Origin of the sequence: Jannaschia marina, assembly GCF_013404595.1 — a bacterium.
Classification (GTDB): domain Bacteria; phylum Pseudomonadota; class Alphaproteobacteria; order Rhodobacterales; family Rhodobacteraceae; genus Jannaschia; species Jannaschia marina.
Window position 1 is genome coordinate 46430 of record NZ_JABVAX010000018.1, and the last position, 15492, is coordinate 61921.

Annotated in this window: 15 protein-coding genes, 1 tRNA gene and 1 pseudogene; 6 read left to right on the plus strand and 11 right to left on the minus strand. The window is 66.7% G+C overall.

Annotation, left to right across the window (positions count from 1 at the left end; all coding sequences use genetic code 11):
* Positions 1 to 18: 18 nt before the first annotated feature.
* Entirely contained in the window at positions 19 to 651 is a 633-nt protein-coding gene (locus HSX43_RS17975) for an RNA-binding protein (protein ID WP_179381538.1), read from the plus strand.
* The gene (gene infB, locus HSX43_RS17980; protein WP_179381525.1) at positions 648 to 3110 is read left to right on the plus strand and encodes a translation initiation factor IF-2; all 2463 of its coding nucleotides are present in this window, start codon (positions 648 to 650) and stop codon (positions 3108 to 3110) included. The genes HSX43_RS17975 and infB overlap by 4 nt, the downstream gene beginning before the upstream one ends.
* Before the next feature lie 60 nt (positions 3111 to 3170).
* On the opposite strand, the gene HSX43_RS17985 is transcribed toward infB, so the two are convergent.
* The 8 genes from HSX43_RS17985 to HSX43_RS18020 all read right to left on the minus strand — a co-directional run bounded on the left by HSX43_RS17985 (position 3171) and on the right by HSX43_RS18020 (position 9582).
* Entirely contained in the window at positions 3171 to 3764 is a 594-nt protein-coding gene (locus tag HSX43_RS17985; protein WP_179381526.1) for a hypothetical protein, read from the minus strand.
* Positions 3765 to 3874: 110 nt separating this feature from the next.
* The gene (locus HSX43_RS17990; protein ID WP_179381527.1) at positions 3875 to 4675 is read right to left on the minus strand and encodes a cytochrome c1; all 801 of its coding nucleotides are present in this window, start codon (positions 4673 to 4675) and stop codon (positions 3875 to 3877) included.
* Between the two features lie 13 nt (positions 4676 to 4688).
* Positions 4689 to 6038 (minus strand): cytochrome b, encoded by a 1350-nt coding sequence (locus tag HSX43_RS17995; protein ID WP_179381528.1) that lies wholly within the window; start codon positions 6036 to 6038, stop codon positions 4689 to 4691.
* A gap of 12 nt (positions 6039 to 6050) precedes the next feature.
* The gene (gene petA, locus HSX43_RS18000; RefSeq protein WP_179381529.1) at positions 6051 to 6632 is read right to left on the minus strand and encodes a ubiquinol-cytochrome c reductase iron-sulfur subunit; all 582 of its coding nucleotides are present in this window, start codon (positions 6630 to 6632) and stop codon (positions 6051 to 6053) included.
* A 156-nt stretch (positions 6633 to 6788) separates the two neighbouring features.
* Complete coding sequence (locus HSX43_RS18005) at positions 6789 to 7217, minus strand: GNAT family N-acetyltransferase (RefSeq protein WP_328795505.1); 429 nt, start codon at positions 7215 to 7217, stop codon at positions 6789 to 6791.
* Positions 7214 to 7810, minus strand: coding sequence for a glutathione S-transferase (locus HSX43_RS18010; RefSeq protein ID WP_179381530.1), 597 nt, complete (start codon positions 7808 to 7810; stop codon positions 7214 to 7216). Before HSX43_RS18010 ends, HSX43_RS18005 begins: the two co-directional genes overlap by 4 nt.
* 60 nt (positions 7811 to 7870) lie before the next feature.
* A complete protein-coding gene (locus HSX43_RS18015; protein WP_179381531.1) occupies positions 7871 to 8935 on the minus strand; it encodes a fasciclin domain-containing protein in 1065 nt (354 codons plus the stop codon).
* A 32-nt stretch (positions 8936 to 8967) separates the two neighbouring features.
* Positions 8968 to 9582: an FMN-binding negative transcriptional regulator gene (locus HSX43_RS18020; protein WP_179381532.1), complete on the minus strand. Its 615-nt coding sequence runs from the start codon at positions 9580 to 9582 to the stop codon at positions 8968 to 8970.
* A gap of 70 nt (positions 9583 to 9652) precedes the next feature.
* On the opposite strand from HSX43_RS18020, the gene HSX43_RS18025 reads away from it, so the two are divergent.
* On the plus strand, positions 9653 to 10570 hold the full coding sequence (locus HSX43_RS18025; protein WP_179381533.1) for a DMT family transporter: 918 nt from the start codon (positions 9653 to 9655) through the stop codon (positions 10568 to 10570).
* Positions 10571 to 10598: 28 nt separating this feature from the next.
* Here HSX43_RS18025 and HSX43_RS18030 read toward each other — a convergent pair whose 3' ends face one another.
* From HSX43_RS18030 to dapF, 3 genes are all read right to left on the minus strand, one after another.
* Positions 10599 to 11105: a fasciclin domain-containing protein gene (locus HSX43_RS18030; RefSeq protein ID WP_179381534.1), complete on the minus strand. Its 507-nt coding sequence runs from the start codon at positions 11103 to 11105 to the stop codon at positions 10599 to 10601.
* Between the two features lie 103 nt (positions 11106 to 11208).
* Positions 11209 to 12471: a tRNA (N(6)-L-threonylcarbamoyladenosine(37)-C(2))-methylthiotransferase MtaB gene (mtaB, locus tag HSX43_RS18035; RefSeq protein WP_179381540.1), complete on the minus strand. Its 1263-nt coding sequence runs from the start codon at positions 12469 to 12471 to the stop codon at positions 11209 to 11211.
* A complete protein-coding gene (gene dapF / locus HSX43_RS18040) occupies positions 12468 to 13280 on the minus strand; it encodes a diaminopimelate epimerase (RefSeq protein ID WP_235962736.1) in 813 nt (270 codons plus the stop codon). The genes mtaB and dapF overlap by 4 nt, the downstream gene beginning before the upstream one ends.
* Before the next feature lie 122 nt (positions 13281 to 13402).
* On the opposite strand from dapF, the gene HSX43_RS18045 reads away from it, so the two are divergent.
* The 3 genes and pseudogenes from HSX43_RS18045 to HSX43_RS18055 form a co-directional block, all read left to right on the plus strand.
* Positions 13403 to 13478, plus strand: a tRNA-Lys gene (locus HSX43_RS18045).
* 343 nt (positions 13479 to 13821) lie between these two features.
* On the plus strand, positions 13822 to 15054 hold the full coding sequence (locus tag HSX43_RS18050; RefSeq protein ID WP_179381535.1) for a patatin-like phospholipase family protein: 1233 nt from the start codon (positions 13822 to 13824) through the stop codon (positions 15052 to 15054).
* 132 nt (positions 15055 to 15186) lie between these two features.
* Positions 15187 to 15492: pseudogene (locus HSX43_RS18055) on the plus strand (hypothetical protein); the annotation flags it as partial.

Genomic DNA, 15492 nt, shown 5'->3' on the forward strand with positions numbered 1-15492 from the left:
TCGCCCCGGAGTTCACCCCTGACGCGCGGCGGCAGAGACAAACATAGCGACGGCCCTGAGCGCCGTTGCATCGTCACCGGAGAGAGCGGCCCCAAGGCGGGGCTGATCCGCTTCGTGGTTGGCCCGGACGATACGGTCGTCCCCGACGTCGCCGGCAAGCTGCCGGGGCGGGGGATCTACGTGTCGGCCGACCGGGCGACGCTTGAAAAGGCTGTCGAAAAGCGCATCTTCTCCAAAGGAGTCAGGAAACAGGTGCAGGTGCCCGAAGGGCTTCTGGACCTGGTCGAGGCAACGCTTCTCAAGCGGTTGATCGACGGGATCGCCATCGCCCGGAAGGCGGGGCGGGCCATCGCCGGCTACGAGAAGGTGAAGATCATGCTCGACCGCGAGGAGGCGCAGGTGCTCCTGCAGGCCGTCGACGGATCGGAGCGCGGGAAGGGCAAACTCTCGACGCCGCAGGGCGGCAAGTGGGTCGGCTTCCTGACGGCGGACGAACTGGGTCAGGCCTTCGGACGGGACCGCGTGATCCACGCTGCGGTCGCATCTGGAACCTTGGCCCATCGTATTGTAGAGGAAGCCGCAAGGCTTCAAGGCATCAGACAAAATGACGGCGACACTCCGGTCGCCGGGAAGGATACTGGGAACGCATGAGCGATCAGGACGGCAAGAAACCCCTTGGACTTTCGGGCGGCGCGCGTGCCGGAACCGTGAAGCAGAGCTTTGCCCGCGGACGCACGAACAACGTCGTGGTGGAGACCAAGCGCAAGCGGGTCTCGGTTCCGAAGCCGGGGGCGCAATCAGCCGCTGCGGTGAACGCGCAGGGCGGCAAGAAATCCGGCACGACCGACGCGGAGATGGACCGCCGCCTCAAGGCGCTGCAGGCCGCGAAGGCCCGCGAGGCCGAGGACGCGGAGCGCCGCGCCCGCGAGGAGAAGGAGCGCGAGGAAGAACGCCAGCGTCGCCGCGAGCAGATCGAGGCGAAGGAACGCGAGGAGAAGGAGCGCGAGGAGCTGCTGCGCCAGAAGGCGGAGGAGGACAAGCGCCGGCAGGAGGAGGCCCGCGAGGCCCGCAACCGTCCGGCCGAGCCCGCGCCCGCGCCCGAGCAGCCCCAGAGGCAGCGCAACCTCGGCCCCGACGCGCGCCCCGGCGGCCGCAACGATGCCCCGCGCAAGCGCGACGACGACTCGGGCAAGCCCCGGGGCGGCGGCGAACGCCGTGGCGGCAAGCTGACGGTGAACCAGGCCCTGCGCGGCGGCGAGGGTGGGCGGCAACGCTCGCTCGCCTCCATGCGCCGCAAGCAGGAGCGCCAGCGCAAGGGCGGCGGCTCGAGCCAGCCGCAGGAGAAGGTCATCCGCACGGTGCAGCTGCCCGAGACGATCGTCGTCTCGGAATTGGCCAACCGGATGACCGAGCGCGTGGCCGCTGTGGTGAAGTCGCTCATGCAGAACGGCATGATGGTGACGCAGAACCAGGTGATCGACGCCGACACCGCCGAACTCATCATCGAGGAATTCGGCCACCGGGTGCAGCGGGTCTCCGAGGCCGATGTCGAGGACGTCATCACGACGGTCGACGACAAGCCCGAAGATCTGGTCGAGCGCGCGCCGGTCATCACGATCATGGGCCACGTCGACCACGGCAAGACCTCGCTGCTCGACGCGATCCGCAAGACCAAGGTCGTCTCGGGCGAGGCCGGGGGCATCACCCAGCACATCGGGGCCTATCAGGTCGAGACGAACGGCACGAAGCTCAGCTTCCTCGACACGCCGGGTCACGCGGCCTTCACCTCCATGCGCGCCCGTGGCGCGCAGGTGACCGATATCGTCGTGCTCGTCGTGGCGGCGGACGATCAGGTCATGCCGCAGACGATCGAGGCGATCAATCACGCCAAGGCCGCCGACGTGCCGATGATCGTGGCGATCAACAAGATCGACACGCCCGGTGCCGACGCACAGAAGGTGCGCACCGACCTGCTCCAGCACGAGGTCATCGTCGAGGAGATGTCGGGCGAGGTTCAGGACGTCGAGGTTTCGGCCAAGACGGGTGCAGGCCTCGACAAGCTTCTGGAAGCGATCGCGCTGCAGGCCGAGATCCTGGAACTCAAGGCCAACCCGAACCGCTCGGCCGAGGCCGCGGTGATCGAGGCGCAACTCGACGTGGGCCGCGGCCCCGTCGCGACCGTCCTCGTGCAGAACGGCACGCTCAAGCGCGGCGATATCTTCGTCGTGGGCGAGCAGTGGGGTAAGGTGCGCGCGCTGGTCAACGACCAGGGTAAGCGCGTCAACGAGGCCGGCCCGTCCGTGCCCGTCGAGGTGCTGGGCCTGAACGGGACGCCGGGTGCCGGCGACGTGCTGAACGTCGTCGAGACCGAGGCACAGGCGCGCGAGATCTCCGAGTACCGCCAGCAATCGGCCAAGGACAAGCGCGCCGCTGCCGGAGCCGCCACGACCCTCGATCAGATGATGGCAAAGGTGAAGGAAGACGCCAACGTCTCCGAACTGCCGCTTCTGGTGAAGGCCGATGTGCAGGGCTCCGCCGAAGCGATCGTCCAGGCGATGGAGAAGATCGGGAACGAGGAGGTGCGCGTCCGCGTGCTCCACTCGGGCGTCGGGGCGATCACCGAGAGCGACATCACGCTCGCCGAGGCGTCCAAGGCTCCGGTCATCGGCTTCAACGTGCGGGCCAACGCGCCGGCCCGTGCCGCCGCCAACCAGAAGGGCGTCGAGATACGCTACTACAGCGTGATCTACGACATGGTGGACGACATCAAGGATGCCGCCTCGGGCCTTCTGTCGGCCGAGATCAAGGAGACCTTCATCGGCTACGCCGAGATCCGCGAGGTCTTCAAGGTCACGGGTGTCGGCAACGTCGCCGGCTGTCTCGTCACCGAGGGCGTCGCGCGGCGGAGCGCGGGCGTCCGCCTGCTGCGGGACGACGTGGTGATCCACGAAGGCACGTTGAAGACGCTCAAGCGGTTCAAGGACGAAGTGACCGAGGTCCAGTCCGGTCAGGAATGCGGCATGGCCTTCGAGCGCTACGACGACATCCGCAAGGGCGACGTCATCGAGATCTTCACGCGCACCGAGGTCGAGCGGACGCTCGAGGACTGACGAAAGTCGCCAGACACAGAAATCAGGAAGGGGCCCGCTGCGGGCCCCTTTTTCGTCGGTTCAGCCCGGCGGCTTCGCGCTGAAGATCGGGTGAGGTTTGACCGCGGGGGCCTTCGGCGACGCGCCGACCGACGGCTCCGACCGCACCTTCGACTTCGGCTTGGGTTTCGAAACGGCGGGTGTGTCGACCTTCGGAGGCGACGTGTCGGGCACCGCGCGCAGGCGCAGACCGGCCGGCATGGGCGGAACGTCGTCGACGATGTCGGAGGTGGCGGCCGTCTCCACCGGACGGGCCGGAGGGGCCGTCGTCTCCGGTCGAGGCGCAGCCACAGTCGGCGCGACCTCTGGCGCGGCGCTGCGTGCGGGGCGGCTCTGCTGCCGCGTGAGGGCCAGCATCTCGCGTGTCATGTCCGCGGTGTCGAGCGCCGCACGCGTCTGCGCCGCCATCAGAACTGAGAAGAGGCCGAAGAGCATTACCGCGACGCCGACACCCGCCGCCGCGAGCCGCCCGGTCAGCGGCGCGTCCCCGCCACCGCCGAAGACGAGGCCCCCGATTGCCAGCAGAAGACCGACGACGGCAATCCCCCAACCGACGTTCGAGAAGATGAGGGCAATGCCGCGCCCGGTCGGATTGGTTGTCTTGAAGTCCGTCATTCTGATCCCCCTGGTCCCGTGCGAGTCTGACGAACCGCACCCGATTGGCCAAGAAAAAAGACCGACCCCGAGGGGCCGGTCCTAATCTTGCCGATCGCCGGTCCGGCGGATCAGTCCTCTTTGTTGCCCTTCACCGGAGCCCAGATGCGCTTGTTGGTGAGGTAGAGAAGCACCGAGAGCACGGCGAGCATGATGACGGCCGTCAGGCCCATTTGCTTGCGCGCCGCGAGCTTCGGCTCGGCCGTCCACATCAGGAAGGCGGCGACATCCTTCGAGATCGACTCGGCGTCGTTGGGCGAACCGTCGTCGAATTCGACGTAACCATCCTCGATCTGCGGGGCCATGGAGATCCAGCCGCCGGGAAAGGCGGTGTTCTCGTAGAGGATCGTCCCGGCCTCTTCCTTCTCTTCGCCCGTGTAGCTCATCAGCAGGGAGGCGATGTACTCCGGCCCTCCCATGCCCTTCACGAGTTGGTTGATGCCGAGGTTCGCGGGGCCGTGGAAGCCCGCGCGGGCTTTCGCCATGAGCGACAGGTCCGGCGCACCGACCGAGTTGTTCTCGGGGAAGTGGTCGGTGGTCTCGGCCTGCATGTACTCGTACTCGCCGATGTCCTCGTTGAGTTTGTAGACCTCGATCGTCTCGGCGTAGGCCTTGACCTGATCTTCCGAGAACGCGGGCCCGCCCTCGTCGGCGAGCGTGCGGATCGGCACGAACTTGAGTCCGTGGCAGGACGCGCAGATCTCGGTGTAGACCTTCAGGCCGCGCTGCAGCTGGTTCTGGTCGTACGTGCCGAAAGGCCCCTCGAAGGGGAAGTCGTAGTCGATGATGTGGGTGTCGGAGTCTCCGGCGGCGAAGGCCGCCGAGGTTCCGATCACGAGTGCCGCGAGGGCGGTCGTCAGTTTGGGAAGCATGTGGTCCGCTCCTTTATTCGGCAGGCGAGGTCTGGGGCGCGGAGCCCGTGCCGCCGGTGTCGCCACCGGCTTCCTTGGCGAAGGCCTCCTCGATGGTCGCCGGCCGCGGCAGCGGTTTCTCGATCACGCCCAGAAGAGGCAGGATCACGAGGAAATAGGCGAACCAATAGGTCGAGGCGATCAGCGACAGCGAGGCCCAGGGCTCCTCCGCCGGCATGGCTCCGAGCCACATCAGGAAGAAGAAGTCTGCAACGAGGAGCCAGAACCACCACTTGAACATGGGGCGATAGCGACCCGAGCGGACCGACGAGGTGTCGAGCCAGGGCGCGAGCGCCATGGCCACGATCGCCCCGAACATCGCCACGACGCCGAAGAACTTCGCGTCGACGATGCCGCCTGTGATCCAGTTGGCCGCGATCACGACCCAGACGTCGGCGGTGAAGGCGCGCAGGATCGCGTAGAACGGAAGGAAGTACCATTCGGGCACGATATGCGCCGGCGTGGCGAGGGCATCTGCCTCGATGTAGTTGTCCGGGTGGCCGAGGTAGTTCGGCATGAAGCCGACGACCGCGAAGAACACAAGCAGGATCACGGCGAGCGCGTAGAGATCCTTGATGACGAAGTAGGGCCAGAACGGCAGCGTGTCGCGCTCGGCCTCTTCCTTCGACGTACGGCGCACCTCGACCCCGGTGGGGTTGTTGTTGCCGGTCGAGTGGAAGGACCAGATGTGCACGATCGTGAGACCGAGAATGAGGAACGGCATCAGATAGTGCAGCGAGAAGAAGCGGTTCAGCGTCGCGTTGTCGACCGCCGGCCCGCCGAGGAGCCAGGCCTGGATCGCTTCACCCACGAACGGCACGGCACCGAAGAGGCCGGTAATCACCGTCGCGCCCCAGAACGACATCTGACCCCAGGGCAGCACGTAGCCCATGAAGGCGGTGCCCATCATCAGGAGATAGATGACGATGCCGATGACCCAGGTGATCTCCCGCGGCGCCTTGTAGGAGCCGTAGTACAGGTTGCGGAAGATGTGGGCGTAGACCGCGATGAAGAAGAGCGACGCGCCGTTCTGGTGAATGTAGCGCAGGGCCCATCCGCCGTTGACGTTGCGCATGATGTGCTCGACGGAGCCGAAGGCCATGTCGACATGCGGGGTGTAGTGCATGACGAGGACGATGCCCGTCACGATCTGCAGAACCAGAGTGAAGGTCAGGACGATGCCCCAGATCCACATCCAGTTGAGGTTCTTGGGCGTCGGGATCATCAGGGTGTCATAGAGCAGACCCAGGATCGGAATCCGACGGTGGACCCATTTCTCGGCCCCCGTGGTCGGTTCGTAATGGTCGTGGGGAATACCAGCCATATTGGAGCCTCCTTAGCCGAGTTTGATGGTAGTGGGATCGGTGAATTGCGCGACCGGAACCGGCAGGTTCGTCGGCGCGGGACCGCGGCGGATGCGGCCGGCGGTGTCGTAGTGGGAGCCGTGGCAGGGGCAGAACCAGCCGCCGAAGTCGCCGGCGTCACCCAGCGGCACGCAGCCGAGGTGGGTGCAGACGCCGATCATGACGAGCCATTCGCCCTCGGCCCCTTCCTCGCCCTCGAAGGGGGCCAGCGCGCGGTTCGCATCCGACGCGTCGGCACCGTCCTCGAGGTTCGCGTTCTCGGCACCCGGGTCGGGTAGCTCCGAAAGCTCGACGCCACGGGCCTCTTCGATCTCCTCCGGCGTGCGGCGGCGGATGAAGACCGGTTTGCCCAGCCATTTGACCGTCAGCTGCGTGCCGGGCTCGACGCCCGAGACGTCCACGTCGATCGAGGCGAGCGCCTGCACGTCGGCGGAGGGGTTCATCTGGTTGACGAGCGGCCAGACGGCAGCCCCCGTGACCACGAGACCAGCTGCCCCGGTGGCGTAGTAAAGGAAGTCGCGGCGGGTGCCCGCGTGATCGTCTGCGTGTGACACGAAGCCATCTCCCGTAGTGCTACCGACCCTGCGCGGGGGCCCTCTTCGAAAAGCGCAAAGAGACCGGAAGTCGCCCCCGGTCACAGTTCGCGCGCTCTTTAGCCTATTCTCACTGCCGGACGCCAGCGGACAAACGCGCGCAGGGGGTGGGTTTTTTCAAAGCGCCCGGTCCATGTCCCGGTGCTCGATGCCTGCGTCAAGATAGATAGGGCCTCGGGCCACGAAGCCCAGCCGTTCGTAGAAGCCCAGCGCCGAGAGCTGCGCGCCGAGCGTCGCATGGGTGAACCCGAGGTCCGGCAATTCCTCCATCACGCGCAGCATCAGGCGTGCGCCGAGCCCCGTACCGCGCGCCCGGGCCAGCACGGCGACACGCTGGATCTTGGCGATCGTCCGCGACTTCGACAGCACCCGGAGGGTGGCGACGGGGCCGATCGCGTCGGTCGCCAGCCAGTGCAGGCAGTCGGGATCTCGGCCGTCGACCTCCTCCGCGCGGGGCACGCCCTGACCGTCGATGAAGACCGCCGCGCGAATCGCCAGCGCCTCGGCGAGGTCGGTCACGCGGTCGATTCGCAGCCCCTCGCTCACGGACGCGTCGCGACCATCGCGGGGCGTTCGGCGAAGCGCGCCTCCCAGGCGGCAAGCGTGTCGCGGCCGTCGCGCCAGCCGCGGTCGTCGTGCCGCAGATCGAGATAGCCGAGCGCGCAGCCGACCGCGATCTGCCCGGCGTTGAGCGGCCCCTCCAGAAGCGGCATCGACCGCGCTTCGAGCGCATCGAGAGACCGCGCGATCTTGGTCCATTGCGCCTCGAACCAGTCGGACCACCACAGCGCCTCGGGGCGCAGGCGCTTCTCGTAGGTGATGGCGACGGCCGCCTCCATGATCGCGTCCGCGTTGGCTTCGAGCGACAGGACGTCCCAGAGCCGGTCCGCGGGATAGAGGCGCGTGCCCGCACGGTCGTCGAGGAAGCGGGTGATGACCCGGCTGTCGTAGAGCGCCGGCCCGTCCTCGCGCAGGAGGACGGGGATCTTGCCGGAGGGGTTCGCCGCGTTCAGCGCCGCATCGCCGCCCATGGGGCTTGCGGTCACGTCGCGGACCTCCACATCGTCCTGACCTGTCTCGATCAGGACGACGCGACATTTGCGCACGAAGGGCGAGGCAGGGGAACTGAGCAGCTGCATGGGATGTCTCCGGTTGTCCGAACGCAGGTAACCAGACCGGCGAGGCCGACACCAGCGGCCTCAGCGGGCGCGCAGCAGCCCCTCGATCACATGCAGCACGCCGTTGCGCTGCACCACGTCGGGCGTCGTCATGAGGTGGGCGATGCCACGCTCGTCGAACACATAGCCATCCCCCGACGGCGACCGCTGCACCGCGAGCGCATCGCCCGACAGCGTGCGCAGATCGTTGAAGTCGCTGCCCTGCAGTCCCGAGAGCAGATCGTCCTGCGTCAGCCTGCCCTCGACCATATGCCCGCGCAGGAAGGCACCGAGCGCCTCGGTGTCCGATCCGTCGAGAAGTGCGGCGCGCGTCTCCTCCGGCAGGGCCTCGAAGGCGCTGTCGGGCGGCGCGAAGAGCGTGACCTCGCTGCCGCTCTGGAGGATGTCGACGAGACCCGCCGTCTGGATCGCCTGCACGAGGATTGTATGCTCGGGCGAGCGGATCAGGTTTTCCATGATCGAGGCCGAGGGTCGCATGACCGCGCCGCCGATCGTCGGATTGCCGCCGAGAACACCCGCCCGCGGCGACACCGCCGCCGAGAGAAACGCCTTGTCGATCACGTGAAACAGCCCGTTCGTGCTGCGGATGTCCGCGATTTGCACCGCCGCCTCGCCTCCGGCCGCGCTGCGCAGGGTCAGGCCCTCCGCCGCGCCGCTCGCGATCAGGGTGCATCCGCCCAGCGTATCGAGCACCGCGCGCCCCTGCCCCGCCGCGATCTGGTCGGCCAGCGCCTCGGCCGAAAGCGCATCCGGCACGACATGGCAGGTCAAGATCCGCGTCAGCTCGGCCCGCGCTTCCGGTGAGAGGAGCCGCGCCACGGTCTCGCCCGGCAGGTCCGCGAAGGCCTTGTCGTCGGGCGCGAAGAGCGTGAACGGCCCGTCCGTCGCCAGCGTCGCCTCCAGGCCCGCTGCCTCGGCGAGCTTCACGAAGGTCGTGTGCTCCGCCGACGTGCGCAGGTTCGTCAGGATGTCGTCCTCCACCGCCATGAAGCCGCCGCCGACCTCGGGGTTCGGGGGCAAGTCTTCGGTTTGGGCAGCGGCCGCCGAGGCGAACGCAAGACAAAGGAGCAAAGCCAGTCGTTTCATGGTCGCAGAGGTTGGCTCGGCGCGGCGCGGTTTCAACCGGGCGGGTTGCGCATGAGGTGGGCAAGGTCCGCCGCATCGGGTGCCAGCCCCGCCGCCTCGACACCGTCGGCGGCCCTCAGGCGCACCTCGTCGGGCTTGTTCTGGCTGACCTTCCAGGTCGCGTCGGCGCGGGTGATCTCGAGCCGGCAGGGCACAATCTGCCGCATCATCCTCTCCCGCACCTCGGGTGTCATCTTTCCCGTCTGCCAGATCGGCTTCGGCGCGAGCGGCGCTTCGGCCGCAGCCGACTGGCGATCCACCATGTCCCGCATCGCTCCCGCATCGAGCCGGATCAGCCGCCCACGCAGGTGGACGGCGACGTAGTTCCACGTCGGCACCTGATCGGGCACGCCGTACCAGTCGGGCGAGATGTAACTATCGGGGCCGGTCACGGCGATCACGGCGGCGTCCGTCTCCGCCCGCAGGATGGGGTTCGACCGGACGAGATGCAGATCGGCCGTCCGCCCGTTCCCCGACAGCAGGAACGGCACATGCGCCAGAAGCGGCCCCTCCGGACCGTTGACCAAAAGCGTGCCGAAGCCGCGCGAACGGGCGAAATCGAGGCTCCGGGCCTCGGGCGCCTGACGGAAGGACGGGTTGGGGTGCATGGGCGGGTTTCCGAAAACAGCGCGGTTGCACCGCTTGTCGTAAGCGGGGAGGCGGCGCAAAGTCCACGAAATGATTGTACCGACACCTTCGCGCCCGGATCGGCTTCCGAGCGCGATTGCCCTGCGCCTCGCCGCCGCGCTCTTCGCCACGCTCCTCGGGTTCTGCGTCCATGCCGCGGCAAAGACGGCGGACACGGCGCAGGTCGTCTTCCTGCGCGCGCTCCTGTCGATCCCGCCGCTTCTCCTCTGGGCCGTGTTGACCGGCCCGATGGCCGACCTGCGCCCGAAGGCACCGGGCAAGCACCTGATCCGGGGCCTGCTTGGCGGCGTTACGATGGGGCTCAATTTCTATGCGCTCGGCCAGCTGCCGGTGACCAATGCGCAAACGCTCTCCTACCTCACGCCCGTTCTCTCGATCCCCGCGGCCGTCATCCTCCTGGGCGAGCGGCTTTCGACCCGCGCCGTGATCGCCGTCGCGCTCGGCTTCGCAGGGATGATCGCGATGCTCTATACGGCCACGGCAAGACCAGACTGGGGCTGGGCGGAGCTTTCGGGGATGCTCGCGGGCATCTCCTCGGCCTGCCTGATGGCGCTGATCCGGGTCCAGATCCGGGCGATGACGGCGACCGAGACGGTCATGTCCATCGCGATGAGCTTCGCCTGCATCACGAGCGCGATGGGCCTCGTCGCCGTGCTGCTGACCGGCTGGACGCCGATGACGTCGGATCTCTGGTTCTGGCTCGGGGGGGCTGGGCTCCTTGGCGCGGCGACGCATATCACGGCGACCGCGGCGGTGGCGCGGGCCCCCGTCTCGACGCTGGCCCCGTTCGACTATTCGGGCCTCGTCTTCGCCGTCGGGCTCGACTTCGTGCTCTTCGCCCATCTGCCCGGGCCCTGGGGCTGGCTCGGGATCGTGCTCATCACCGCCGCCGGTCTGCTCACCGCCCTTTCGGGTCGGGCCTCGGGCGCGGGCCTGCGCGGGCGCTGACCCGGAAAAGTCAGCGCCGCGTCGTCGGTCAGGGCAGAAGGACGCTGCCGATGACGTGGATCGTCCCGTTCGAGGCGAAGACGTCCGGCGTCTCGACCGCGACGCCCTCGACGGTCACGCCGCCCCCGCGACCGTTGATGTGCAACGGCTGGCCGTTGACGGTCGGGATGCGGCCGTTGGTGCCCAGAAGGCTCGACGCCGGGTAGTTCTCGGGCGCGACGTGGTAGGTCAGGATCGAGACGAGCTGGTCCTTGTTCTCTGGCAGCAGCAAGCTGTCGAGCGTGCCCGCGGGCAAGGCGGCGAAGGCCGCATCGGTTGGCGCGAAGACGGTGAAGGGGCCCGGCCCCTTGAGCGTCTCGACCAGTCCGGCCGCCTCGACCGCGGCCACGAGCGTGGTGAAATTGCCGGCGGCGACGGCCGTATCCACGATGTCGGCCGGGCCGGTCGTCGCGGCCACGCAGCCGCCAAGCGTCGTCGCGCCCAGGGCCGCGCCCGAAACCTGAAGCATCCGGCGGCGGGTCAATGTGATGTTCATTACGTCTCTCCCGTTGGTCTGCATCGCCCATGCGGCGATATTTCTCCTACGGGTCGGCCCCACCGATCGGATGAGGCGCAACCATCACGCCTCCGTGAGGCCATCACGCCTCCGTGAGGACGGTCTCGCCGGTCAGCCCCGTGCCGTCGACCCCGGTGATGCGCGCCCGCACGATCCGGCCCTCGGGCTGATCCTCAGCAAAATGCACCTCGGCGAACTGCGGCGTCCGCCCCATGCGCGGTGCCTCCATCAGGATATCGTGCTCGCGTCCGATCTGAGCTCCGAGGTGGCGCGCGACCGCCGCCGCCCCCGCCGCCCGAAGCCGCGCCGCGCGATCCTTGACAAGTTTGCCATCGACGGGCGGCATCTTCGCCGCAGGCGTGCCTGCGCGCGCGGAATAGGGGAAGACATGCAGCCAGGTCAGATCACAGTCCTCGACGAGCGCGAGACTGTCCTCGAAATGCGCCTCCGTCTCGGTCGGGAAGCCCGCGATGATGTCGGCCCCGAACGTCATGTCGTGGCGTAGCTGCCGTGCCTCCCGTGCGAATGCGATCGCGTCGCCGCGCAGGTGCCGCCGTTTCATCCGCTTCAGGATCAGGTCCGCCCCGTGCTGCAGCGACAGATGCAGATGCGGCATCAGCCGGGGTTCCTCGGCGATGCAGCGCATCAGCGCCTCGTCCACCTCGATCGAATCGATGGAGGAGATGCGCAGGCGCGGCACGTCCGTGAGCTTCAGGATCCGCGCCACGAGGTCTCCGAGCGGCGGCTGCCCCGGCAGGTCCGCCCCCCAGCTGGTGAGGTCCACACCCGTCAGGACGATCTCGTTGAAGCCGCGCGCGACGAGGCGGTTGATCTGATCCACGACGACGCCCGCCGGCACGGAGCGGCTGTTCCCGCGACCGTAGGGGATGATGCAGAAGGTGCAGCGGTGGTCGCAGCCGTTCTGCACCTGAACATAGGCACGCGAGCGGGTGCCGAACCCGTCGATCAGATGCCCGGCCGTCTCGGTCACGGACATGATGTCGTCCACCTGAACCGGCTCGGTCGTGCCGGTGGCGAGGCCCGCCCATGTCGCAGGCTGCATCTTCTCGGTGTTGCCGATGACATGGTTCACCTCGCCCATGGCGGCGAAGCTCTCCGGGTCGGTCTGCGCGGCGCAGCCGGTGACGATGATGCGCGCGTCCGGGTTCTCGCGTCGCAGCTTGCGGATGTCCTGCCGCCCCTTGCGCACGGCCTCGGCGGTGACGGCGCAGGTGTTCACGATGATGGCGTTCCCGACGCCCGCCTGCGTGGCGAGATCCTTCATCGCCTCCGCCTCGTAGGCGTTCAGGCGACACCCGTGGTTCGACAGCACCGGCGGTTTCATCGCCATACCCCGTCGAACACATGCGCCGTCGGTCCGGTCATCCAGACCCCGTCGTCGCGCCAGTCGATGTGGATCGTCCCGCCGTCGAGGTCGATACGGACGTTGCGCCCGGTCAGTCCCCTGCGCGCGGCCGCCACGGCCACGGCGCAGGAACTGCTCCCCGACGCGAGGGTCAGGCCCACGCCCCGCTCCCAGACGCGCATCCGCAGATGATCGGGGGCGACCACATGGGCGACCTGCACGTTCGTCCGCTCGGGGAAGAGGGCGTGATGCTCGTGCACGGGGCCGAAGGTGGCAAGGTCGACCGCCTCGGCATCCGCGACGAAGAAGGTGCAATGAGGGTTGCCCATGCCCGTCGCGACCGGGTTTCCCTCGATCGGGAGGTGCAGCGTGTCCACGTCTTCCGTGAGCGGCACCTCGGCCCAGTCGAAGAGCGGCGCGCCCATGTTGACCGCGGTGAGATCGTCGCCCGCGTCCCGCGCCTGCAGGAGCCCCCGCTCGGTGCGCAGCGACAGGCGGTCGACGCCCCGGCGCGCCATCTCCCAGGCAGCGATGCAGCGCGTGGCATTGCCGCAGGCCCCGGCCATGCTGCCGTCGGCGTTCCAGAAGAGCAGTTCCACGTCCGCATCGCCATGCGCGCGGACGACCGCGAGCTGATCGAAGCCGACGCCGCGGTGCCGGTCGCCCAGACGGCGCGCGACATCCCCCGTGACGCACGGACCGGTCGCCCGCTCGTCCACCACGACGAAGTCGTTGCCCAGCCCGTGCATCTTCATGAAGGGCAGGCCATCTGTATGCCTCTCGACCATGGCCCGCACATAAGGCAGGCGACGCTCCGGGGCCAGAGGCAGGGGCTACGGCAAAAAACGGGCCGGGCCGCCGCAACCCGGGCTTGACCCCCTCGGGAACCGGCGTTAGGTCCGCCCCCGGAGAGCCGATAGCTCAGTTGGTAGAGCAACTGACTTTTAATCAGTAGGTCCAGGGTTCGAGCCCCTGTCGGCTCACCACTCCACCCTCGTGTGACGACTCGTGATGTTTGACCATTCTGATCATGTTTTTGGTCATTCTGGTCACTAACTTCGGTCACAAGATGGAAACCTTGCCGAAGCGCCTGATACTTCGCCGGGGTCATCGTCGCCGAGCCTGGTGTGAACAACATGGCGGGAAGCAGTCATTTCCTGCGCGTGCAAGATATGGCGAGGTCCGTGCCAATAGCGGACATGTTCAAGCAGCCCGATCAATCAACGAGGCGGACATCTGGTAAGCCGCGATCTGAGGGCATCGGGCGCTCACACCAGCGATGCTCGGTATGGTGCGCGATGGCAGTCTCCGCCAACCGGACGCTACCGAATGCGCAGCGAACGGGCTATGCAACCCAAGGACTCTCAGATTGATCGAGGGCCAGAACGGGAGCGGATCAACTATTTGAACACGGAGTCGATCAAGATGCAGGATCCATCGGAGCCGACCATTGCAATTAGCCTCTCGGGCGGCGGCGCCCGTGCAATTGCGTTTCACCTGGGCTGTTTGCGAGCACTGCATGGTGCCGGGCTACTGGCCAAAACCGAAGTGCTGTCTTGTGTTTCGGGTGGATCGGTCATCGGTGCGATGTATGTGACCCACGATGGCGACTTCGAGAGCTTTGACGCAAAGGTGCGGGAGCTGCTTCTGAAAGGCCTTATTCGTCCGGCGTTTCGGACTGCGTTCACTTCGCGCGAGGGGGTGCGCGCCGCCCTCTGCCGCGCTGGTCTTCTCACGCGGCGCCTGAGACGCTTTGCGTTGGCACCGGTGCGCTGGATCGTCTCCGGTGGATTCGCGCTGGCCGGTATCGCGCCTTCGGAACGGGTTGTGACGCATGTCCCGCGCCGTTATGCCAGTCGCACGACGATCCTTGCAGAGACCTTGGACGCTCTTCTTTTCGAGGGAAAGACACTCAAAGACATCGGCGAACGGAAACCGAAATTCGTGGCTGTTTCAGCCGAGCTGCGCACCGGGACCGCGTTCTATTTCAGTCCGGAAGAAAGTGGCAGCTGGCGCTTTGGGAAGATCAATCCAGACCGGATCCGTGTCGCGAGGGCGGTGGCGGCCTCGGCGGCCTATCCGCTTCTTCTGCCCGCGCTCGATGACAACTACATATTCAACAAATCCGACGGCAGCGCGCGCAGCGAGCGGGTGACGCTGACCGATGGCGGCATCTACGACAATCTGGGCCTCGCGCCCCTCTGGCCGGACCGCGATCCAGCGATCAGTGTTGCGATCCCGAAGCCGGACATCATCATCGCCTGCCGGGCGGGCTATGGGTTGCGCTTCGGCATGCCGACCGTCACGTTTCTGGGGCGGATGACGGCCAGCTTCTACACGACCCTGGACCGCGCGCAGAACGCTGCCCTGAAGCGGCTCTACGATCTGCAGGGCGCGGGAAAACTGCAGGCCATCGTGCTGCCCTATCTCGGCCAGGCAGACCACCGTCTGTCTTGTGCACCTATTGATCTGGTTAGATGCGAGGAGGTCGATGCCTATCCAACAGATTTTCGAGCCATGTCCAAGGAGTGGATTGATCGCCTGGCAAAACGAGGGGCGTAAGTTACGCTGGCCGTACTTGAAGAGCATCATCATGAGCTCCTGAAATACCAGAACTAACCAAGAACATATATCTTGCAATATTTCTGATCATGCACATCTTGGGAGGAAAATGTTGTAGGAGGGCGATTTGAGATGACTAAACTGACCTTTTTTCCGATTGGAAACGCCGATACATGCCTTGTTGAACTGCAGGACGGGCGACGCATGCTCGTCGACTTCGCTGATATGGCCGATAAGGATGATGAGGCCGACAAGCGCTGCGATCTGAGTGCGCTCCTGACTGAAGATTTCGAAGAAGCCGAGGCGGACGATTACTGGAGTTGGAGTTCCCCCGGTTTGATGGACACTTTTTCACTGATGAAGGAGAGTGTTTTTCATGCCGAGAACGAGGAACCCGTAGCCGACGGAATTCAGGGAGCAATTGGTAGCGCTGGCGCG